Source organism: Pseudoalteromonas sp. 2CM28B (assembly GCF_023161935.1).
Genome location: NZ_JALNTH010000012.1, coordinates 160503 through 182722, shown reverse-complemented (window position 1 = coordinate 182722; position 22220 = coordinate 160503). Strand labels below are relative to the sequence as shown.

At 40.3% G+C, this 22220-nt stretch carries 18 protein-coding genes and 2 pseudogenes; 5 read left to right on the top strand and 15 right to left on the bottom strand.

The window, feature by feature from the left end; genetic code table 11:
* Positions 1-373: 373 nt before the first annotated feature.
* Positions 374-1645 (top strand): O-acetylhomoserine aminocarboxypropyltransferase/cysteine synthase family protein, encoded by a 1272-nt coding sequence (locus MTN96_RS17360; RefSeq protein ID WP_248532337.1) that lies wholly within the window; start codon positions 374-376, stop codon positions 1643-1645.
* Between the two features lie 68 nt (positions 1646-1713).
* A complete protein-coding gene (locus tag MTN96_RS17355) occupies positions 1714-2373 on the top strand; it encodes an NADPH-dependent FMN reductase (protein WP_248532336.1) in 660 nt (219 codons plus the stop codon).
* 16 nt (positions 2374-2389) lie between these two features.
* Here MTN96_RS17355 and MTN96_RS17350 read toward each other — a convergent pair whose 3' ends face one another.
* From MTN96_RS17350 to MTN96_RS17315, 9 genes and pseudogenes are all read right to left on the bottom strand, one after another.
* Positions 2390-2578: a DUF1289 domain-containing protein gene (locus MTN96_RS17350; protein WP_214552823.1), complete on the bottom strand. Its 189-nt coding sequence runs from the start codon at positions 2576-2578 to the stop codon at positions 2390-2392.
* Between the two features lie 14 nt (positions 2579-2592).
* Complete coding sequence (locus MTN96_RS17345; protein ID WP_248532335.1) at positions 2593-3108, bottom strand: hypothetical protein; 516 nt, start codon at positions 3106-3108, stop codon at positions 2593-2595.
* Positions 3109-3249: 141 nt separating this feature from the next.
* Entirely contained in the window at positions 3250-3864 is a 615-nt protein-coding gene (gene hisIE / locus MTN96_RS17340) for a bifunctional phosphoribosyl-AMP cyclohydrolase/phosphoribosyl-ATP diphosphatase HisIE (protein WP_013463284.1), read from the bottom strand.
* A complete protein-coding gene (gene hisF / locus MTN96_RS17335) occupies positions 3858-4634 on the bottom strand; it encodes an imidazole glycerol phosphate synthase subunit HisF (RefSeq protein ID WP_248532334.1) in 777 nt (258 codons plus the stop codon). The genes hisIE and hisF overlap by 7 nt, the downstream gene beginning before the upstream one ends.
* Positions 4635-4937: 303 nt before the next feature.
* A pseudogene (locus MTN96_RS17330) lies at positions 4938-5402 on the bottom strand (GGDEF domain-containing protein); the annotation flags it as partial.
* A 1701-nt stretch (positions 5403-7103) separates the two neighbouring features.
* On the bottom strand, positions 7104-10151 hold the full coding sequence (locus tag MTN96_RS17325) for an efflux RND transporter permease subunit (protein WP_069439724.1): 3048 nt from the start codon (positions 10149-10151) through the stop codon (positions 7104-7106).
* Between the two features lie 10 nt (positions 10152-10161).
* On the bottom strand, positions 10162-11232 hold the full coding sequence (locus MTN96_RS17320; RefSeq protein WP_248532332.1) for an efflux RND transporter periplasmic adaptor subunit: 1071 nt from the start codon (positions 11230-11232) through the stop codon (positions 10162-10164).
* A gap of 302 nt (positions 11233-11534) precedes the next feature.
* Positions 11535-11888 (bottom strand): exonuclease domain-containing protein, encoded by a 354-nt coding sequence (locus tag MTN96_RS37310; RefSeq protein ID WP_374275466.1) that lies wholly within the window; start codon positions 11886-11888, stop codon positions 11535-11537.
* Positions 11889-11903: 15 nt separating this feature from the next.
* On the bottom strand, positions 11904-12809 hold the full coding sequence (locus MTN96_RS17315) for a LysR substrate-binding domain-containing protein (RefSeq protein ID WP_005492610.1): 906 nt from the start codon (positions 12807-12809) through the stop codon (positions 11904-11906).
* 145 nt (positions 12810-12954) lie between these two features.
* On the opposite strand from MTN96_RS17315, the gene MTN96_RS17310 reads away from it, so the two are divergent.
* Positions 12955-13821, top strand: a complete 867-nt coding sequence (locus MTN96_RS17310) for a DMT family transporter (protein ID WP_138626473.1) — start codon at positions 12955-12957, stop codon at positions 13819-13821.
* A 261-nt stretch (positions 13822-14082) separates the two neighbouring features.
* Here MTN96_RS17310 and MTN96_RS17305 read toward each other — a convergent pair whose 3' ends face one another.
* The 6 genes from MTN96_RS17305 to hisG are packed head-to-tail and all read right to left on the bottom strand — an operon-like array spanning position 14083 to position 19787.
* The gene (locus MTN96_RS17305; protein WP_036984003.1) at positions 14083-14817 is read right to left on the bottom strand and encodes a 1-(5-phosphoribosyl)-5-[(5-phosphoribosylamino)methylideneamino] imidazole-4-carboxamide isomerase; all 735 of its coding nucleotides are present in this window, start codon (positions 14815-14817) and stop codon (positions 14083-14085) included.
* A 28-nt stretch (positions 14818-14845) separates the two neighbouring features.
* Positions 14846-15436, bottom strand: coding sequence for an imidazole glycerol phosphate synthase subunit HisH (gene hisH / locus MTN96_RS17300; RefSeq protein ID WP_214552826.1), 591 nt, complete (start codon positions 15434-15436; stop codon positions 14846-14848).
* Positions 15433-16494 carry a bifunctional histidinol-phosphatase/imidazoleglycerol-phosphate dehydratase HisB gene (gene hisB / locus MTN96_RS17295; RefSeq protein ID WP_248532331.1) on the bottom strand — a complete coding sequence of 354 codons (1062 nt, stop codon included), beginning with the start codon at positions 16492-16494 and terminating at the stop codon, positions 15433-15435. The genes hisH and hisB overlap by 4 nt, the downstream gene beginning before the upstream one ends.
* Positions 16491-17591 (bottom strand): histidinol-phosphate transaminase, encoded by a 1101-nt coding sequence (gene hisC, locus MTN96_RS17290; protein ID WP_248532328.1) that lies wholly within the window; start codon positions 17589-17591, stop codon positions 16491-16493. The genes hisB and hisC overlap by 4 nt, the downstream gene beginning before the upstream one ends.
* Positions 17581-18882, bottom strand: a complete 1302-nt coding sequence (hisD, locus tag MTN96_RS17285; RefSeq protein WP_036984007.1) for a histidinol dehydrogenase — start codon at positions 18880-18882, stop codon at positions 17581-17583. The genes hisC and hisD overlap by 11 nt, the downstream gene beginning before the upstream one ends.
* A 5-nt stretch (positions 18883-18887) precedes the next feature.
* Positions 18888-19787 (bottom strand): ATP phosphoribosyltransferase, encoded by a 900-nt coding sequence (gene hisG / locus MTN96_RS17280; protein WP_248532318.1) that lies wholly within the window; start codon positions 19785-19787, stop codon positions 18888-18890.
* A 397-nt stretch (positions 19788-20184) separates the two neighbouring features.
* Between hisG and MTN96_RS17275 the strand changes: the two genes are divergently transcribed.
* Positions 20185-20418, top strand: coding sequence for a hypothetical protein (locus MTN96_RS17275; RefSeq protein ID WP_036984009.1), 234 nt, complete (start codon positions 20185-20187; stop codon positions 20416-20418).
* 381 nt (positions 20419-20799) lie between these two features.
* Positions 20800-22195: pseudogene (locus MTN96_RS17270) on the top strand (pre-peptidase C-terminal domain-containing protein); the annotation flags it as partial.
* Between the last annotated feature and the right edge of the window lie 25 nt (positions 22196-22220).

Below are 22220 nucleotides of genomic sequence, written 5' to 3'. Positions count from 1 at the left end.
AAGTTATGGGATAACCCCAAGGTAAGTGTGGCTCAAATGATAAGAATAGGATCTCCGCGTAGCGGCTTAGTTCAACAATTTAATAGTGCGCTCATCGCGCATATTTCTGCCAACGATACGCTCATTTTTATATATTTTTAACAAATTATCTAACATATTACTATCACTAAGTTTTTATTGTTATTAAGTGATAAAGAACAGATTAATATGCGCGCTTGGCCCATTTTCTCGAATATATGAGCAAACGGTAGTTTGAACGCTTTGTTAGATACAGTATTCAATCTATTTCCTTCAACATTCTTTAGTATATTTCATGTGCACTTTGTAACCATTAAATGCTACGTTAGGTGTAACTATATTGAAGGGATAAATTATGAAACTTGAGTCTTTAGCGTTGCACCATGGTTATGAATCTGAAGCCACCACTAAGTCGGCGGCGGTGCCGATTTATAACACCTCTTCGTACACCTTTGATAATACCCAGCATGGCGCTGATTTATTTGATTTAAAAGTGCCGGGTAATATTTATACCCGCATTATGAACCCGACCAATGCGGTACTTGAACAGCGTATTGCTGCGATGGAAGGCGGCATTGGTGCGCTGGCGGTGGCCTCGGGTATGGCGGCCATTACCTATGCGATTCAATGTTTATGTGAAGTGGGCACTAATATTGTAAGCACTAGCCAAGTATATGGCGGCACTTATAACTTATTTGCTCACAGCTTGCCGCGCCAAGGTATAGAAGCACGGATGATTAAAGCCGATGATTTTGACGGCTTTGAAAACGCGATTGATGAAAACACCCGTGCGGTTTTTTGCGAATCAATTGGAAACCCTGCAGGGAATATAGTTGATATCGCTCGCCTTGCGAAAATTGCCCACAGCAAAGGGGTGCCTTTAATTGTAGATAACACCGTGGCTACGCCGTATCTGTGTCGTCCATTTGAGTTGGGTGCCGATATTGTGGTGCACTCACTCACTAAATACATTAACGGCCATGGAACCGCTATTGGCGGCATGATTGTCGACTCAGGAAAATTTGATTGGAAAACCAATGCCACGCGCTTTGCAATGATGAATGAGCCTGATCCGTCGTATCATAATGTAGTGTATACCGATGCGTTTGCTGAGGCTGCATTTATTGGTCGTTGTAGAGTAGTGCCACTTAGAAATACCGGTGCGGCGCTTGCGCCTAAAAACGCCTCTGACATTTTAATCGGCCTAGAAACCTTAGGCTTACGAATGGATCGCCACTGCGAAAACGCGCAAAAAATTGCTGAATACCTAGAGAGCCACCCTAAGGTGCTGTGGGTTAATTACGCGGGATTAAAATCAAGCCCCTATAACGAAATGAGCCAAAAAATTACCAATGGTAAGGCATCAGGTATTTTAAGTTTTGGCATTGCCGGTGGCCTTGAAGCCGGTACGCGCTTTATTGATGCTCTAAACATGATTTTACGTTTGGTGAATATCGGCGATGCTAAATCGCTGGCGTGTCATCCAGCATCTACTACGCACCGCCAATTAAATGATGAAGAACTGGCCAATGCGGGCGTTAGCCGCGATTTAATTCGTTTATCGGTGGGTATTGAAAACATTGACGATATTATTGCCGATGTAAGCCAAGCGCTCGATAAAGCCTAAATCGTACGGTAAATACCTCAGATTTTTTTGAGGTATTTATTTTTGTAATCAAAAAGGAGTGCCGTTACATGAAGTTATTAATTTTTCTCGGTTCGGTTAGAAAAAGTACCCCACCTAAGCCTGCGCGTTTAGGGAAAAGAGTAGCAAAAGCATGTGAGCGTTGTTTGCTTGAGCTCTACTCTGAGCATGAAGTAGAGCTTATTGATCCGCTCGATTACGATTTAGACCCTATCTTTAAGCCGCATTTTGCTTACGCACAGGGCGATGCGCCAGAGTCGCTTAATGCCTTAGCTGCAAAAATTAAAACCAGCGATGGCTTTGTTATGGTGAGCCCTGAATATAATCATTCGATGAGTCCAGCACTCGCTAATTTGTTAAACCACTTTGGAAGTTCTTTATTTGGCTATAAACCCAGCGCGATTGTTACGTATTCTGCAGAGCAGTGGGGCGGCGTACGCGCTGCTGTTGGCATGCGCAGCTTTTTGAGTGAACTTGGCTGTTTGCCGGTATCAGCAATGATTCATGTACCAAAAGCACAGGATGTATTTATTGAAAGTGGTGAAGCAAACAATGCGGCAGAGCAAACATCGTGGGATAGCTATTTTTCGCGCACATTCAATCAATTAATTTGGTGGGCTGAAGGCGCAAGTAAACAACGTAAAGCGTTAGATCCAAAGCAATTAATTAAAGATTTTAAACGCGACCCATCACAACGTAATGCGCCTTAATAGTTATAAATTTAAGCTAGTCTTTTTTGGCGTCTTCACGAGGGGAAGCCAAAATAGCTTGCTTTTGCTCATCGGTTAAAATAATCCAGTCGAATATTTCGTCACTTGTGCGCCCGCACCCAGTACAGTAGCCATTCAGTCTATAACATTCACCGATACAGTCTGTTTTTAAATGAGTGGATTGTTTACTGGGTGTTTGGCGCATACATTCTCTCGTTATTATTTAGTAGCGACGGGCTTTCCTACTTCTAACGAGGTAGACCAGGTTTTAATTTTTGATAAAGTTTTGCTGGTATAAACAGAAATAACCGGTGACTTTTCATCAAGTACAAAGGTGGTGCGCAGAGAGGTTTCCGACTCTTTTTGTGTTTCTAGCCAGTTGCTATTTTTTGTTAAACATTGGCGAGTGAGCTCAACGGCTTGTTTATGCATGGCAACGGCTTGTTGCTGGTCTTTGTAGTTTTCTTGACAGCGATAGGTCACGGTTTGATTGTTAAAGCTGGTTACTTGGCAGTTATTGCCAAATACGTTGTACTTTGCGCTCCACACATCTAAATAAGGTGTTTTTACTTTGGTGTCTTTTAATGCTTCAAAGTGATTGCCATAGGCGGCAATTAGCCCATCCATTTTTTCGCAGGGGGTTAGGTTATCTAGTTTAGCTTTTTGCTCAGTGGTTAAACTGCTACAGCCAGATAAAATTAGGCCAGTTAATACCAGCGATATATAGGTTTTCATAATGCGCTATCCTTTTGTAATAGCTATTAAGAATACCTAAGGGAGGGAGTAAATGCTATTCGCAAGGTGTAATTTAAAGTGAATTTATGGTTTTAACATACTGAGTGCGCCACAAAATGGCGCACACAGTAACAGGCGGTTTTACTTATGACGCCCTTGTAGGCAAGCAACTGCATCGGTGAGCTCTAAGCCTTGGCGCTGTAATAACACAATTAAGTGATACAACAAGTCGGCCGATTCGTTAGTAAGCTCATTGTTGTCATGTTTCATTGCCGCAAGCGCCACTTCAACACCTTCTTCACCTACTTTTTGACAGCTACGGCTTAAGTCTTCAGCAAATAAAGATGCGGTGTAGCTTTTAGCTGGATCGTCATTTTTACGTGCAACAATTACATCTTCAAGTTGCGCTAGAAAGCTTAAACTTGGTTTTGCAGCATCGCCAAAACAGCTTTGCGTGCCTAAATGGCACGTTGGCCCTTCTGGGTTTGCCAATACTAAAATTGAATCGTAGTCGCAATCTGTATGCACAGATACCACGTTTAAGTAGTTTTCTGATGACTCGCCTTTGGTCCATAAACGCGATTTAGAACGCGAATAAAAAGTCACCTTATTACTTTCAAGCGTAACAGCAAGTGCTTCGCTATTCATAAAACCTTGCATTAAAATAACGCCAGAGCGTGCATCTTGAACAATGGCAGGGATCATCTCGCTTTTAGCGAAATCAACTTGAGTTAGGTTTTCTTGCGTTACTAGCATAATCTGGCTGCCACTTGGTTATCTATTAAAAATTGTTTTAGTTCGCCAATATTAATCACGTTTTTATGAAAAACGCTGGCTGCGAGTGCACCATCTACTTTGCTTTGTTTAAATACATCAACAAAATCTTGCATTGTGCCTGCGCCCCCTGAGGCGATTAAAGGAATGTCGCATAGCTCGCGTATTTTACTTAGTTGCTCGTTGTCGTAACCATTACGAACACCATCTTGGTTCATACAGTTTAAAACAATTTCGCCAGCGCCTAAGTCTTGTACCCGCTGAACCCACTCTTGAGTTTTATAACGAGTACGGCTTGAGGCATTAGGATCGCCTGTAAGCTGATACACTAAGTATTCACCGGTTGTTTCATCGTAAAAACTATCAATACCGACAACCACACACTGCTTGCCAAACTCATCGTGTAACTCTTTTATAAGCTCAGGACGGGCAATGGCAGGGCTATTAATACTGATTTTGTCAGCGCCGCGTTCAAGTACGCGCGCTGCATCGGCTACCGATTTAATGCCACCCGCTACACAAAAGGGAATATCGATATGGCGGGCAATATTTTCTACCCAATTTACATCGAGTAATCGTTTTTCAACGCTTGCACTGATCTCGTAAAATACCAGTTCGTCAGCACCGGCTTCACTGTAGGCTTTAGCAAGTGTTAAAACATCGCCGACTATTTCATGGCCCTTAAATTTAACGCCTTTAACGACTTGGCCGTCTTTTACGTCTAAACAAGGAATTATGCGTTTTGATAACATGAGAATGCCTCGTTTTTAAAATTTTTATTTGAAATAAAGCTGTTTTTACATTTATTGTTTGTATGACTAAATAGAAGACACATAGACTGCACTTGATATGTTATTTATTTGATAAATTTGAATAGTTAATTTAATGAATGAATCTTAATGCATTACTATGCAATGAATTCTTAACCCCACTATATAATAAAACTCCAACTATGTTAATCGCTAAAGCTAGAACTTAAAGTGATAATTAATGCCTTAAAAAAGTATTCGCTTCAAAGCTTATTTTAAATTTATAAAATACTAAATTTAAAATGTTTATTTGGAAAAACGATAACAGTTTCTGCCTGAGTTTTTAGCTTCATAAAGGGCTTGGTCTGCCTGGGTTTTAAGCTTAATGCTGGTTTGAGTTTCTGAAGTGCTGGTTGCAATATCAATGCTTATACCTAAGCTGCATTGCTGATCAAAAATAGTAAAGGGGGTGTTAATACTTTTGATAATTCGCTCTGCAATATCCGCTATTGCTTTTTTATCGTTTAACTGAGGAAGAATTGCTGCAAATTCATCTCCCCCCAATGCGCGCAATAATATCTTGTTGTCGCAAACAACTTTTGATACGAATCGCCACCTCTTTAAGTACTTCATCACCTGCACCATGGCCTAATTCATCATTGATGGGTTTAAAGTAATCTAAATCAAGGTACATAAGTACTAAAGGGCAGGAAAGCTGCGTTGCTTTTATGATTTCTAAATCAAGCTGCTCCAAAAATATACGGCGGTTATAAAGCCCTGTTAAACTGTCCAAATAAGCATAGTTTTCTACTTTGGCTTGATATTTTCTTCTTTTAATTGTGTTGATGGCAAAAGTATAAATAACAAATATCATTAACGTCATAATACCAAGATAAAGAGCGATAATAAGTTTCTTTAAGCTACTAAACTCACTCTCTATTTTAGCCAGCGGGACTTTATTTATTAATGTCCATTCGGATCTGTTTATTAGGCTATTAGCGATAGCATTTGGGAGCAACATGTCGTTTAATAAAGTTAAGTGCTCATAAATATAAACATTGTTTTCATTTTTAATAACTCCATTCGCTTGGGTTTGCATGCTTTGCCATATGTGTGGCTGTTGATCTTTAAAACGATGTTGCGGTTTGTTAGCAAACATAAATGACCATTGCTTATTGGTATCTCCAAATAACCAATAGCTGTCTTTATTAAGCAGCATAATATTGCCTGATGAATTTTTTGAGATATTGTCTAATTGGCCAAGTAAATGAGCCCCTTCAAGGTTGACGATAAGTAGCCCTATTTTAGTTCCTTTGGGTCCCATTAACACAGAAGCTAAACGTATCATTGGTTTAAAAGGGTGTTCTATCTCACCGTTTTCAAAGTTTAAATCTAATGGGGAAATAAAAATAGCTGACGGGTTCATTTTTATAGCCTGTTTAAAATAGTAACGATGGCTTTTGTCTTGTAGCTGCTCTGCTGAGACTATAGCAACATTGTGCTTGTCTCTATGCACCCTTAATAGTTCCTTACCTGTTAGATCAAGAATTCGAATTTGTGTATAAAAGTTTTTAATAGAAATAAAGTTAGCATAGTCTTGCTCTAACTGAGCTCTATTGACCGAACTCAAAATGTCATGATCTTTAAAATGATGATTGTTTCTTAAAATCAGCAAGTCACGAGAGGCATGATTAAGTTGTTGTAAAAAAGCTTTTTTTGCTTGTTTTAATTCATTTTTTTCATGTTGTATAACATTATTAATACGCGTTTGTAATTGGCTTTGGTAAAACATATATAAGGCGATATATAACAACGCCGCAGAGCAAAAGTAGGCCAATGAACTAGTCAGTTTTGTCGTGTTTTTTTGTGTGTTATGTGATTGGTTTAATGAAAAAGCATATTTAATTACAAATAAATAAGCGAGACACTTAAGCTACTTAAAATTAAGCCGTCAATGAGCATGATTTGCCATTGTTTTAACATCAGAGCATCAAAATTAAAGGCAAACATTATGATTGCTTCAACAGTGAACACAATCATAGCTATTTTTATAATAAGGAACTCAGTTCTGAGCTTTTGGTGAGTTACAAAGTCATTATCGCGAAATAAGTAAAGGGTAGTGACAATCGCTACTAACGCAATAAGGCTGGAATCTAATATTACTGAAAGCCAAACACCGGTAAACTGGGTAACAAATGCGGCTAAAAAAAAAGCATAATAACAGCTTCACTAAACGCTAAAGATAAAAAGAGGATCAGTAAGCGTTTTATTGGCATGAAAGTATCCGTGGAATAAGTGTTATTATTGAATTTCAAAACGAAAACATTTTGTAACTATATAATAATTATAAAGAATGAGAATTACTATAAAGTTTATTAAATTAACTGTAGTTTTGACTAAAGTATAATAAGGATCCGGTCAAAGGCGAGCATTGTTTAACCGAATCCTACAATTTAGAGCTTAATTACTCGTTTACTGATTTTGTTTAACATTCATAAAAATAGCATATAGCACGGGTATCACGATTAAAGTCAGCAGGGTAGCAAACAGTAATCCAAATACTAAAACCACAGACATTGATTGGAAAAATGCATCAAAATACAAGGGAATAACCCCTAATACAGTGGTCAGTGTGCCCATCATTACCGGTCTTACCCGACTATTTGCCGAGTCGATAATGGCATTATATGCAGCTTTACCTTGTCGAATTTCCATGTCCATTTGATCTACTAATACAATAGCATTTTTAATTAACAAACCAGAGAGCGATAGCAATCCTAATATGCCCATAAACTCTAGTGGGATTTGTGTGGTTACCAGTCCAAAAACAACACCAATTAAGGCTAATGGCACGACAAGCCAAATAATAATTGGTTGTTTTAAAGCATTAAATAACACAATAACAATCAGCACCATGGCTAAAAAGCCCATTGGAATAGTTGAGGCCAGCATTTCGTTAGACTCTTTCGATTGTCCGTATTCGCCATCCCATTCAAGTCGATACCCTTGAGGTAGGTCAATGGCTTCTATTTTAGGCCTTACCCGATTAAATAACTCTGAGGCCAGTTCACCCGGCAGTGGATCCGCTTGAGCTTTTATGGTCCATTCGCGGTCTTCGCGTTTTAAAATAGCATCGCGCCAGACGGTTTTAAAACCATTGGTTACTTGCGCAAGGGGCAGTGTTTCACCGGTTATATTGCTTTGCACTTGAATATTGCCAATATCGTTTATATCGACACGTTCAGGTTGTGGCGCTCTAACAATAATAGGAATAAGCTCTTCACCTTCACGATACTGCCCAACAATTTGCCCCGAAAAATTTTGCTGTAAGGCTTCAGCAACTGCTTTACGCGTTACACCGGCGCGTTGTGCATTAATCGCAGAGTACTGTGGTTCAATAACACTAATGCGTTGTCGCCATGTATCTTTAATTGATAGAGCGCCGCCATCATCAATTAATATTCCTTTTGCTTGTGCAGCTAGCTCTCTTAATACATGTGGGTCTGGGCCTTTAAATGTGGCTTCTATTTTAGAGCCCCCACCAGGGCCCATCACAAAGCGCCATGCTTTGCCTTGAGCATCGACAAAGTTATCGTCAATGTAATTTTGTACGGTAGGTAAAAGTTGATCTAGCTTTTTGTAGTCATCGACTTTAGCTAAAATTTGCCCGTAAGAACTGTTTGGTGACTCACTACCATAAATAAGCATGTAGCGAAGCCCGCCGCCGCCAATAAGCGTTTGTATACCTTCAACGCCATTTTGTTGCTTTACAAATTCCTCTAACTTGAGCATATCTTTTTTGGTTTTTTCAATATCGGTACCTTGCGGTAGCCAAAAATCAACCACCATTTGCGGTGTGGTAGAAGCTGGGAAAAAACCTGATTTTACAAATTGAAATCCCCACATAGACACACTAAAAGTGGCAACCACAATGGCAATACTAAGCCAGCGGTGATGCAGTGCTGACACCACTACCGATTGATAAAGTGCCATGAGTTTATTTGGTTTTGCTGAGCCTGAGGTGTCGTTATCTTGCTCTTTAAACAAGCAATAGCAAAATAAGGGAGTTAGGGTAATGGCAAATAACCAGCTGTATAATAAGGAGATTAAAATAACCCAAAATAAATGACCGGTAAATTCAGCGGTATCACCTGGAGCAAGACCAATAGGCGCAAACGCAACAATGCCTACCAAAGTACCCCCCAGTAGTGGCCATTTAGTTTGCTTGACGACTTCGCTAGCAATTTCTAACTTTTTACGGCCTTTTTGTGTACCAACTAAAATCCCTTCGGTCACAACTATGGCGTTATCAACCATCATTCCTAACGCGATAATCAGCGCACCAAGAGAAATTCGATGCATGGGTATGCCGCTCAAATCCATGGTAGCAAGGGTCGCAAAAATAGTTAGCAGTAATACGGCGCCAATAATAATTCCTGAGCGCAAACCCATAAATAGCAGCAGGGTAACCATTACGATCACCAGTGCGACTAAAACATTCACTACAAAGTTGTCGACTGAATCTTGTACTACTTTTCCTTGGTGGTAAAACTCATGAACTGTGATACCCAGCGGTCTGAGGTTCTCAGTTTGTTTTACTTTGTCATCAACGCGGTCAAATACTTTAACCACATTAGCACCCAATACACTAGCAACCCCAAGTGAAATTGCAGGTTTAGAGTTATAGCGGACTAATTTTGTTGCAGGGCTTTGAAAGCCACGGTATACATTGGCAATATCTTTAAGATAAATTGTTTTACCTTCACCGCTGGCACTAACCAATAGATTTTTAATGGTATCAACGGAGTTTATTTCTCCGGTAGGGTCGATAAAAATACGTTGATCGCCAATTTGAGTGTTACCAGCGCTCAATACAGCGTTTTGCTCATCTAAAATGCCGTAAATATTATTAATAGACACGCCTAAAGAGGCTAACTCTTCACGAGCTATTTCTACAAATATGCCTTCTTGCTGCACGCCTGTCATAGCAACTTTGGCTACACCCTCTACTTGTAAAATGTCACTTTGCAAATCTTTAGCGTAGGCATGTAACTCGTCGGGTGAGTATCCTTCGGCGGTTATTAAATAGCTCAAGCCATACACATCACCAAAATCGTCATAAACTTGAGGCGTGCCAGTACCTGGCGGTAATGTTGGACGTGTGTCATTTATTTTGTTTCTGAGCTTAGTCCAAATAACTTGCAACTCAGATTTAGTCGGAGAAAATTCTGATTTAATCTCTACTTTAATTTCAGATAAACCTGTAGATGAGGTGGACGATATAGTATCAACTTCTTGTAGTTCTTGAATTGCACGTTCAAGCGGCTCAGTTACCTCTTTTGCTACTTCTAGCGGGCTTGCACCTGAGTACGAGACAAACACTTGCGCGGTGCGAATTATAAATTCGGGGTCTTCAAACCGCGCCATATTTTTATAGGATGAAAAACCAAACCCTAGAGTTAAAATTATGAGTATGGTGCTAATTAATTTATTATTGATTGTCCATTTTGCTAAATCCATTACCGCGCTCCTATGCTTTAGTCCAAGGACGTACTTTCATACCCTCAGTTACATAGTTTGCACCTGCACCAACAATTACATCGCCAGCACTTAAACCGTCAGTGACGATGAGTTGTTCTCCAATGCCATTTTCAATAGTAACGGGAGTTTTAGAAGCTTGCATAGTTTGAGCGTCAACTGTCCATACAAAGTGTTCACCATTTTGTCCAAAAATAGCAAAGGTTGGCACTAATAAACGAGTTGTATTTGAGCTGCTTTCACGGGTTATTTTTAGACTGGCATTCATGCCAGGCAATACATTAAGGTTATTTGGTACAGCAAATGCAAATCGGACTTCATAAGTTTGACTCGCAGAGTCAGCTTCTAAATTGGCACGTCTAAATGTTGCTGGAATGGGGGGAGTCGATACATCTTGTAAAATAACTGACGCTACATTGTTTTGCTTAGAGTCAACCGTGGCCACAATTGAAGCGGGAATATTTACCACCGCTTCCATTTCGCCTTTACCAAATAAAGTAACAACATGTTGACCCGCGCTTATGTTCTCAAGCTGCTTTACTGGCACCTCAGCAACAATGGCATCGTAAGGCGCTATAATTTTACTGTCGGATAGTGCTTTTTGCGCTGAGTCATACTGTGATTCGGCTACTTCTTTTTTAGATTTTAGTTGCTCTATATCTCGTTGCGAAATAACCCCATCTTTAGCGAGCTTTAAACCACGTTGATAATCATTGTCGGCGGTTTCAAACTGAATTTTGCTCGACTTAACCTCATTAATAAAGTTTCGTTGTTCCAATACGGCTATTACATCGCCTTTTTTTACATTTTGTGCGGCAATAACATTAAGCGTTTCTAGCTTTCCGCTAACTTGAAAAGCAAGCTTTGAGCTATTTATAGTGTCGATAGTGGCGGGGTAGGTGAGCGTTTTTGATTCCGACTCATCACCTATGGTTATTAGTTTAACCGCACGTGGTTCGTTTTGTTTTTGTGTAGTGACTTCGCTTTCTGAGCAACCGGCTAATAAAAGCAAAAACGTAATACTAATTAAATTAAATTTAGTAAAACATGGTGTTTTGATCATTTGGCTTACCTTAAATAAAAAGTGCGTTGTTAAATGTAGGCATTTTTAAGCAATTAAAAATTACAAAATAGCCAATTGAGTTTGTTTTCAAATTTACCTGAAATGCAATTTATAAAGTAGTAACTACTGACTACTTGAATAGAAGCAGCCGTTAGTTAATGAGTAAAAAATAACATTTTAATTTCAAAAGTTTATTATTACTTGTACAGTTTTGTATTAATTTGTTTGATTGTGTAGAAAGCACCAAAATTACAATTTAGTACTTGCTCATATAGGCCTAAGTATAATTAACAATCAGTTTTTTAAAAGTGAGGAATCTTCGCAAGTTTTAACGCTCCGGCCATACCTTGTCTTTTGCGTACTTTTTGAATCTTTGAAAATTCCTTCTTAATGTTTAGGTGCGGAGCTGGAATAGGGTATGGCACATTATGAAAAGCACAGTCTTGTTCAAATTGGTGTTTATCATACTCTCCCCAGCTACAAAACAGGTAGTTATCGTAATTGCCTAGCCACTTTTGGAAAGCGCCAATTGCTTCAGGGTAATAAGGTGCATGATCAACATCGTGTTGAGTGATACTTGTTAAGTTCGTACATAAGTCGGTTAGTTTAGGGTGTCGTTGCGGTTGAATAAACGTGTTGAACTCATCTAGCTTCAACTCTGATTTAAATAGCTAAGCTGATTCCAGTTCATAGCACTGCTGTTTAAGCCAACGACCTAATTTCATAATATCAGGTTGCCTAGCTCGTGTTTCCTTATAGACAAAATAGAATTTATCTCCGGTAATAAGCTCGTGCATAGGTATGCGCACAAGACTTTGCTGGCGATCCTGATCATCCATCATGTAATTACTAATGAGGGTAATTCCCAAATTATATCGAGCCGCTTCAGCGGCAAGTAAGACATGACTAAATTGATTAATTTTGACGTCTTTAGGTAATTCAAATTTACCACTCATACACCAACGTAACCAGTCGTCACCAAGACTTTCATTTGTATCTGAGTATTGTACTGATAATAACGGGTGTTGCCATAATGAATCAGGTAGAGGCTTATTTCTTAACTGCTGCCAAAGCTTTTTTCCACACACTGGATAAAGTTTTTCAGTAAACATGAATTGATTGACAAAGTTACGTTCCGGTGGATTCATTGTAATAAAACAATCCGTAAATTGGTCATTATAATCCGGTTGATCCCCGACCATATTTAAAGTTATTTCTATTTCTGGGTGCTGATTTCTAAAATCTTCTAACTTCGGTATCAACCAGTTCACCGCAACAGAGCTATATAAAGCCAAACGAAGATTGCCTGATTCCCCGTGACGTATCATTTGACTGGCATTTGATAGATTTCCTAATGAGTTAGTCACTTCTTCAAAGTAACGTTCCCCGACCTTAGTCAAGGAAAAAGAACGCCCCTGTCGGTTAAACAGAGTTTCACCCAAATAGTCTTCGAGTAATCGAACTTGGTGACTAACCGCACTTTGAGTCACATTGAGGTGCTCAGCAGCTTTGGAAAAGCTATTAAGTCGCGCAACAGCTTCAAAGCATTGCAGGGCACGTAAAGGAGGCAACTTCATTATAAATTTAGCTCATACTAAAAAAATTTTAAACATTATACATCATATAAGGTATGGAATACGCTAATCATATAACCGTTTTACAAACGTAACTCTATTAATTCAGTTCCATTGACATTTTCTAGAATGTAGCAGGAGTAATGAAATGCCCAAAATAACTGTCGGACTCGCGATGACATTACTTATCATCGGAAATATAATTGGTGTTTTTTCTGACGCTTTGATAAAAACTCTGCCAGCAGATACTGCCATATACCAATTTGTATTATTTCGTCAATTGACCGCAGTGCTGATTTTACTTCCATTTTGTCTATTCAGTAATAAACAAAGCCTCTTCGCTGGCCTCAAATGGCACTTTATACGTGGCCACATTTGGTTATTAGGGGCAATATTTATGGTATTCGCTCTGGGCGCTCTGCCGTTAGCTACCGTAAATGCTATTTTCTATACAGCGCCTTTGCTTATGTTGCCGTTAGCCATGATATTGTTTCAGGAAAAGCTGACTAGCCACTCAATTGCTGCTGCTGTTTTGGGCTTTATCGGCGTACTTATCGTGGTTAAACCAACACAAATTAATTGGGCGGCGATTGCCGCCCTTGTCGTCGCATTGACTATGGCTGTAAATAATTTATTGGTTCGTAAATTACCTCAGCATCATAATGTGTTCCAAACTTTAATGCTCACCAACCTAGTAGGTATCCCAGCCGCACTTGGGTTGGCGTTATGGGAAGGCAAACCTTGGGACTGGACTCCAATGTTAACGGCAACAGGCTCCAACACTTTTATCCTAATTTATGCTGGTATATGTGTATTGGTATATAGAGCAATCGAAGCCAGTAAAATTTCCAGTGCCGAATACACTGGCTTATTAGGTGCTGTAGTTGTAGGGGTGCTGTGGTTCGATGAAATACCGGACCTGAGCTTGGCTATAGGATCTTCTTTAATTATTATTCCGCTGATTTGGTTAGCCAAGGTAGAAGCAAAGATAAAGCAAACAAGTAAAATAATATAAATGATAAAGTTAATCTAACTTTCCAACGTGACCGCGTTTGGGAACGAGCGTTTAACTGTCATAGGATACATATAGGCGACACTTGTTATTTATAATAGTCAATTGGAGATGTATAGGCTACATTTTTTATATTATTAATCTAATGGGGTGGATAGGGCTTACTACTTGACTATAGCTATAAGCCCTTAAAATGATTGGGTTTTTATGATTTTTTAGTTTTTATTATTTCTTATAAATATCTGGTATCATACAAGCAAGGAATTATGCGTTTTGATAACATGCTAACGCCTCCTCAACATTAAAGGCACCATCGAGTAATGATTTACCTAAAATAACACCACCAACGCCCAGCTTTTTCAGCTTTGCAATATCATCCAGTGAGCTTACACCGCCTGACGCTTGAACTTTAATTTCGCTGTTGTGGTTTGTTAAGTCTTCATAAAGTGCAAACGAAGGGCCGGTCATGGTGCCGTCTTTGCTGATGTCAGTACACAGAAAATCAACCACGCCAAGTGCCACGTAAAAATCAACAAGTTCGAACAAGCCAAACTCAGATTCACTTAACCAACCATGTGTTGCTGGTGCCCAGCCGTTATCAGTTTTATTAACATCTAGTGCGATAACAAAGTGTTCACTGCCAAACTTTTCAATCCAAGCCTTTACTTGCTCACGCTTTTCAACGGCCATTGAGCCAATCACGACTTGGTTAGCACCGGCTTCAAGCCAGTCAGCAACATCTTGCTCTGAACGAATACCGCCGCCCACTTGGTAGGGAACATTAAGCGCTTTAGTCGCAGCTTGTATATGCTGCCACTGTTTTTTATTTGGATCGCGCGCGCCTTCTAAATCAACCAGGTGCAGTTTGCCTGCGCCGCTATTTGCGTACTCTTGTAAGCGTGCGCCAAGCTCAAAAGGGTAAAATTGTGCTGTATCATACTTACCTTGGTATAAGCGCACAATTTGGTTTTGTAATACATCGAGTGCTGGAATAATCACGTTTATTTCTCTTATTTTTTTGCTGCGCTTACAGCTGCCAATCTAAAAAGTTTTGTAAAAGTCGGGTGCCTACTTTGGCGCTTCGCTCTGGGTGGAACTGCATGCCTGCGTAGTTATCTTTGGCAACTATCGCTGAAAAAGCTTGCCCGTATTCACCGCTAACTAGGGTGGCATCGTTTACTGTGTGCGCAAAGCTATGCACAAAGTACACTTGATCTTGCGCCGATAACCCTTTGGTAAGGGCATGCTCTTTTAGCACGCTTAGGTCATTCCACCCCATATGTGGTGAGGTTAATGTGCCCACTTCTAAGTGCTTAACAACACCCGGAATTTTGCCAAGGCAATCAACATCGCCTTCTTCTGTGCTGTCGCAAAGTAATTGCATGCCTAAACAAATGCCCATCAGCGGGCGCTGATATTCATCAATTGCTTGCTGCCAACCAGCGTCTTTTAAGCGTTTCATCGCAACAGAAGCATGGCCTACACCGGGTAAAATAGCACGTTCGAAGCCTTTTAGTTGCTCAGGTGAGGTGATCACCTCAGGATTTTTACCTAAGCGTTCAAAGGCAAAACGAACAGAGTTAATGTTGGCACAACCGGTATTAATTATGGCAATCATAAACACCCCTTAGAGCTTGCTGTTTGTTGCGAAGCATCTTTTGCAATCGCAGCGCGAAGTGCTCTTGCAAACGCTTTAAAAAGGCCTTCAACTTGGTGGTGACAATTACCATCGCTAACCGACAAAATAAGGCTCATGGCGGCATTATCACTTAAGCTTTTAAAGAAGTGTTCAACCATTTGCACGTCTAAGTCGCCGACTTTTTCACGGCTAAAATCGGCATTTAATACAAACGAGGCGCGGCCCGATAAGTCAATTTGCGCTTCTGCTTTACATTCATCCATAGGGAGTGCAAAGCCATAGCGACCAATTTGCGTTTTTGTACCTAGCGCTTGTTTAAGGGCAAGGCCAAGTGCAATGCCGATATCTTCAACTAGGTGGTGCTCATCTATGTGTAAATCGCCTTTGGCTTTAATATTTAAGCCAATATTGGCGTGAGTGCGAATTTGGTCCAGCATGTGATCGAAAAAGCCAAGGCCAGTGCTAATTTCGCCATTTTTTGTTTGGTCTAAATTAACTTGCACATCGATTTGCGTTTCTTTGGTGTTGCGAGTGACACGGCCTTCACGGTTTGCTGTTGTCAGCTTAGTGACAATGGCATCCCAGCTGCCGTCATACAAAATGCCTTCGCAGCATAAGTTATTGGCAAGTCCGATGTCAGTTTGGCGGTCGCCAATCACAAAAGAGCGTGCTAAATCGACTTTACCTGAGCGCATAAGCTCAGTAAGTAAACCAGTTTTTGGTTTACGGCAGTCACAATTTTGTTCATCAAAGTGAGGGCAGATCAGAACTTCATCAAATTTAATCCCTTGGCTGTTGAGTATGTCCATCATTTTGTCTTGGGCTATATCAAAATTCGCAGTAGGGAAACTGTTAGTGCCTAAACCATCTTGATTAGATACCATAATTAGGCGATAACCAGCGGCTTGTAGTTGTAATAATGCCGGAATAACACCTGGTAAAAAAGCCAACTTTTCAAGGCTATCTACCTGTTTGTCGGTGATTGGCTCTTCAATAATGGTGCCGTCACGGTCTATAAATAAATAGGGATTACTCATGATACTTCCTGTTGTGATAGGGCTGTTGGGGTGGTTAAACCATCGAGCCAAATTTTTACTTTTTCTAATTCTTGATCGCTACCAATTGAAATGCGTAGCCAGTCGTCTTCACCGTATAAGGTAAATGCTCGCATGACTAAGCCTTGTTCTAGGGCAACTTTAAAGCTGTTTTTATCGGCCAATTTTAAGGTAACAAAGTTGCCTTCACCAGTGAGAATTTTTAATACAGCAGGGGAGGCGTTTAACCACTCTATTAGCTTTAATTTTAAGCTGTTTAAAATGCTCACCTGGCGACGCATAGAGGTAATGGCATCAGGGGCAATGGCTTGCGCTGCAATATTGGCTACCACGCTCGATACCGGATACGGTGCAATGACTTTACGAATGGGCGCAAGTACACTGGCTTGAGCGAGGGTAAACCCGGTTCGCAGGCCTGCCAACGCAAACGCTTTTGACAGTGTACGTAGCACTACAATATTACTAAACTCGTTTATAAGTTGTGTTGCACTTTGCTCTGGGCAAAACTCTATATAGGCTTCATCAACAATCACCAATGCTTTACCTGCAAGCGCAGTGGCAATGGCTTTTACTTTATCTAGCGGCGTTAAACTACCTGTTGGGTTATTTGGATTACAAATAAACACCAGTTTTGAGCTACCGACCGCAGTGACAATATCATCAACATTGGCTGTTAATAATAACTCTTGAGTAAGCGCGTTAATAGCCACATTGTGCGTATCAGCAGTGACTTTATACATACCGTAGGTAGGCAAAAACAGCGCAATACTATCTTTAGCTGGCTGGCAATACGTGCGTACTAAAAGTTCAATGCCTTCATCTGCACCTCGCGTCATAAGGACATTGTCGCTTTTAAGCTCGGTGTAAGCTGCATAGCGATCAATAACCAATTGTGGTTGTGGATCGGGATAGCGATTTAAATCTTCAATACTCAGCTCAAGGTTTTTAGCATACGGACTTTCGTTGGCATTGAGCCACGTTGTGCCTGTTAACTTTTCACTTTTAGCCGAGCTGTAAGCAGCAAGCGCTGCAATATTATCAGGTAATAAGCCAGGTGCTTGGGCGCTCTCATTGCTCATTTTTTATTGCCTCTAAACGAATTGAAACCGCATTAGCGTGGGCATCAAGGCCTTCGGCATCTGCCAGTGGTAAAATAGCTTTTGAAAGCTCAGTTAAGCCACTTTTACTAATAGTTTGTACTGTGTATGTGCGGAAAAAATCAAGCAAGTTTAAGCTTGAGTATGTCGCGCTATAACCGTAAGTAGGTAATACGTGGTTAGTACCCGATGCATAATCGCCAGCCGATTCTGGTGTGTAGTCGCCAACAAATACTGAACCTGCATTTTTAACCGAATCAAGGTACGGGCTTGCATCTGCCAGCTGTAAAATTAAATGCTCTGGCCCATATTGCGCTGATACATCAAATGCTTGCGCTATTGAATCCACTAAAATAAGTGACGAATTGGCCAGCGCTTGTTCAGCGGTGTCTTTTCGGCTTAAGTTAGCTAATTGACGAGTAAGCGCGTCTTGTGTTTGTTTAATAATAGTTTCGCTGTTACACAATAAAATAACTTGCGAGTCGGCACCGTGCTCTGCTTGCGATAATAAATCGGCCGCAATAAACTCTGGATTTGCTCGTTCATCTGCTATCACTAATACTTCAGATGGACCTGCTGGCATATCAATCGCCATTCCTGGAATTGTTTGTGCAACTAACTGCTTTGCCATAGTCACAAAGCTATTACCTGGGCCAAAAATTTTATTCACTTTAGGTACTGATTCAGTGCCGTAGGCCATTGCAGCAATCGCGCCTGCACCACCGCTTTCAATAATAGTGGTGATACCACATAATTTAGCAGCATATAAAATAGCAGGGTTTATTGCTTTATCGCCTTGTACGGGGGTAGTTAGTACCACGGTTTTTGCACCGCTTAACTGCGCCAATACACCTTGCATTATAACTGACGATGGCAATGGGGCACTGCCCCCAGGTACATAAATACCGACCGCTTCGATGGCTTGATATTTCAGTTCACATTCAACGCCCGGTTGAGTCGATAACTTAATATCTTTAGGCAGTTGCGCTTGGTGAAAACATTTTACATTTGCATAAGCGGTGTCAATTGCATACTTAAGTTCAGGGCTTAGCATTTTCTCAGCGGCATTAATTTCATCAAGTGGAACACGTAAACGCGGCTCAGCTCGGTTATCAAACTCTTTTGCTAACGCCAGTAATGCTGCATCGCCTTGCGCATTTACTTTTGCCAAAATAGTTTGGCAAATACTTTCTACTTTTTCACTCGCTGATACAGCAGGGCGCATCAGCGCCGCTGCTTGAACCTGTGATGATTCTTCATTCCAACGAAGCATGGCTGTTACTCCATCATTTTTTCAATTGGCATAACTAAAATAGAATTCGCGCCGAGTGCTTTAAGCTGCTCCATGGTTTCCCAAAATAACGTTTCGCTACTCACCATGTGTAGGGCGACATATTCATCATTACCTGCAAGGGCAAGTAATGTAGGTTGACCAGCGCCTGGTAAAATTTCACAAATTTCATCCAGCTTGTCTTTTGGTGCGTGTAACATGATGTATTTGCTTTCTTTGGCTTGCTTAACACCACGTAAACGCGGCATCAATTTATTGATAAGCGCGAGTTTGCCAGCATCTTGCAGTTGGGTGTTTTGAATCAAACAGGCGTTTGACTCTAAAATGGTATCACCCTGCATCAAGCCATTGGCTTCAAGGGTTGCACCTGTTGATACCAAGTCACAAATGGCATCAGCAAGACCAGCACGCGGCGCTACTTCAACAGAGCCAGTTAGCATTACAGTGCTGGCGTTGATGCCTTCGCGTTTTAAATATTGGCTTAAAATTTCAGGGTAGGTGGTTGCAATACGTTTGCCTTCAAACCAGCTTTTGTCTTGCTTGCCTAGTTCTTGTGGCCATGCAAGTGCAAGACGACAGTAACCAAAGTCTAATTTTGATAATTTAGTTACTTCGCTTGGAACGCCTTGGCGCTCTCTTTCTGCTTGTACTTCAACTAATACGTTTTCGCCAACAATACCTAAATCACATACACCGTCCATAACTAAGCCCGGGATATCGTCATCGCGCACACGTAATACGTCAATAGGCATGTTGGTTGAGTGTGCTATAAGGCGCTGCTCACGAAGGTTGAGTTTTACACCCAGTTGTTTAAGCAGATCTTGACAATCTTTAGATAGGCGGCCGCCTTTTTGGATGGCGATACGAAGACGATTACTATTATTCATTACTCATTTTCCTTTAATTTAAAAACTAAAAACCCCGAGGGGAAACCTCAGGGCGAAAATGAATCTTGGTATGTTGATTCGCCAGAGGTTTCCTTTTAGGAACAACCTCTCAGCGAAAGACCTGACAGGTTATTCCGATGAATGATGGTGGTGATGTACTGCTGTCAGAGTGTTGTGCATTTTTTATCCTGTTTAGCTATTCGTTATTATGTTAACGCTTAGCTGCTGTTTGTTTAATAAATTTCGCATTCATAAAAACACATTAACCAATAGCATGGCAAGAAAAATATTCTTTAATTAAAGAATATCTTATAACTGTCGATAGTAACTAAAGGTTTGCTTTATTTATCAACAGTTTTATAGTGATTAAATTACGTTCAATTCAATGGAGGCAAGCATGGATATAATGATCCCTTATTTAGGGCCTATTACGCGTTTAACGCTTGAATCTAAAGGGGCTTTTCATGTTGCTGGGGTTCAACAAAGTGCCAGTGCCAAAAAAGTCGAGTTAGAAGAGCGTAAAAAAAGAGAAGTAGAAAAGCAACATAAGCTGGCGTTTGACGAAAATAAATCGCGCAATAAAACCGCTGAAGAAGATGACGACAAACCCCATTTAGATACATGGGCTTAGTACAAGTGATTGGCGATGCCGTTATTGCCTCAAGTTTAAATCGCCCTCAATAAAAGCAAATTTGTTTAAACATAGCAAGTAGTGGTGCATGGTTATGAACTGCGTGTTTTTAAAGCTACTCCCTACCCATTTAAAATAGATTACCCCTCTTTTAAAGCTCAACAGGTAAAGTATTTTCCTTTGCAACTACATACTCATTGAGCAGTCGATTAGTGATTAACAATAAAGCGTGTGATTTTAAAATCTAATGCTTTTTGCTGTCTGTCTTATGTAAATATATGTATACGAAATGTTATCTCTGGCCTTCATTAGTTAAAGCAGTGTTCTTTAAATTATTGTAAATTAAATGTTTATTTTCGTTGTTTAAGTTTGTGGCCTACTTCCTTGTTATCAGTAAGTCCAAATCAGTTGATTGGGTTGAGTGTAGGGAACGAATTAGTTGTATTAAAAGAATTTACTAGCAATAACGGAGAAGTAACCCACCGCTATCAACAAACGTATCAGGGCATTCCTGTCATTGGTGATACGGTCAGCTTAATATTTAATATTGGGATGCTTAAAAAAGACCACGGCGCAGCTGTATATAACATTGAGGAAGATTTATCTGATGTATCGGCTAAATTGACAATAAAAGATGCGATTTTAAAAGGGTCTAAAACGGGTATAGCTGCAAAATCAGTAGGCTTAAAAAAACATAATGAGCAATCCAGACTTGCTATCTGGGTTGACGATCAAAATAAGGCGCATTTAGTTTATGAAGTGTCTTATGTTACTTATGGCAAGTCACCATCAAGGCCATACCTGATCATTTATGCTAATACCGGTGAGGTCTTGCTTAGTTACGATAACCTGCAACATGCCCTGGGGGTAATCTAAAAACAGGCAAGTATTTATATGGAACTGATTTTGACAGCCTAGATGTTAGTCAATCAGGTAATACTTGTAGCATAAATAACGCAAATGTTCGCACTTTTAATTTAAATGGCGGAACAAGTAGCTCTTCTGCGTATCCATTTACATGTCCTATTGGCTAGTCGCAAAGGATATTTTTAAAGGTAATGGTGCCCTGCGTTATATGAATAATGCTACCCAAGATGGCCGTTCAATAGATAACCAAAGTAACTATTATTCAGGTATGGACGTGCATTATAGTTCAGGGGTTTATAACAAGGCATTTTATAATTTAGCAACCACGCCGGGTTGGGATACACAAAAAGCCTTTATCGTAATGGCACGTGCTAACCAACTATATTGGAGTGCGGGTGTAGGCTGGGATTTAGCCGGTAACGGTGTGATGGATGCAGCCTGTGATTTAAATTATGACCTAATGATGTAAAAGCCGCTTTGGCTGCGGTAGGCGTTAATTCAAATCTTAGCTCAGGAAGTGATTGTGCTACACCACCACCGACCGACGATGAAGCGTTAACCAATAGGGGTAACCCGCACGGGTATCAGCGGCGCAGACAAAGAGCAACTATTCTTTACTTTGGATGTTCCCGCTGGCGCGATAAATCTTCAGTTTAATACTACTGGCGGCTCAGGTGATGCAGACTTATACGTTAAATTTGCCAGCCGACCGACTTTAAATAGCTACGACTGTAATAGCACAACATCTACTAGTACGAAAAGCTGTAACATAAGTAATGCACAAGCCGGAACTTACCATGTAATGGTTGAAGCATGGAGTGCGATATCTGGCGTATCATTAACGGGTAGTTACTCAGGTGATAATGGTGGGGTAACGCCTATCAACAGAACTGAGTCTAATATTAATGTGACAATAACGGCAGTATCGAAGATAT

Bases quoted from the DNA above. Each gene is read 5' to 3' on its own strand.
- MTN96_RS17360 (WP_248532337.1), top strand. From the start codon at position 374: ATGAAACTTGAGTCTTTAGCGTTGCACCATGGTTATGAATCTGAAGCC.
- hisG (WP_248532318.1), bottom strand. From the start codon at position 19,787: ATGAATAATAGTAATCGTCTTCGTATCGCCATCCAAAAAGGCGGCCGC.
- hisIE (WP_013463284.1), bottom strand. From the start codon at position 3,864: ATGCTAGTAACGCAAGAAAACCTAACTCAAGTTGATTTCGCTAAAAGC.
- MTN96_RS17355 (WP_248532336.1), top strand. From the start codon at position 1,714: ATGAAGTTATTAATTTTTCTCGGTTCGGTTAGAAAAAGTACCCCACCT.
- hisD (WP_036984007.1), bottom strand. From the start codon at position 18,882: ATGCTTCGTTGGAATGAAGAATCATCACAGGTTCAAGCAGCGGCGCTG.
- hisB (WP_248532331.1), bottom strand. From the start codon at position 16,494: ATGAGTAATCCCTATTTATTTATAGACCGTGACGGCACCATTATTGAA.
- MTN96_RS17325 (WP_069439724.1), bottom strand. From the start codon at position 10,151: ATGGATTTAGCAAAATGGACAATCAATAATAAATTAATTAGCACCATA.
- MTN96_RS17275 (WP_036984009.1), top strand. From the start codon at position 20,185: ATGGATATAATGATCCCTTATTTAGGGCCTATTACGCGTTTAACGCTT.
- MTN96_RS17345 (WP_248532335.1), bottom strand. From the start codon at position 3,108: ATGAAAACCTATATATCGCTGGTATTAACTGGCCTAATTTTATCTGGC.
- hisF (WP_248532334.1), bottom strand. From the start codon at position 4,634: ATGTTATCAAAACGCATAATTCCTTGTTTAGACGTAAAAGACGGCCAA.
- hisH (WP_214552826.1), bottom strand. From the start codon at position 15,436: ATGATTGCCATAATTAATACCGGTTGTGCCAACATTAACTCTGTTCGT.
- hisC (WP_248532328.1), bottom strand. From the start codon at position 17,591: ATGAGCAATGAGAGCGCCCAAGCACCTGGCTTATTACCTGATAATATT.
- MTN96_RS17350 (WP_214552823.1), bottom strand. From the start codon at position 2,578: ATGCGCCAAACACCCAGTAAACAATCCACTCATTTAAAAACAGACTGT.
- MTN96_RS17315 (WP_005492610.1), bottom strand. From the start codon at position 12,809: ATGAAGTTGCCTCCTTTACGTGCCCTGCAATGCTTTGAAGCTGTTGCG.
- MTN96_RS17320 (WP_248532332.1), bottom strand. From the start codon at position 11,232: ATGATCAAAACACCATGTTTTACTAAATTTAATTTAATTAGTATTACG.
- MTN96_RS17310 (WP_138626473.1), top strand. From the start codon at position 12,955: ATGCCCAAAATAACTGTCGGACTCGCGATGACATTACTTATCATCGGA.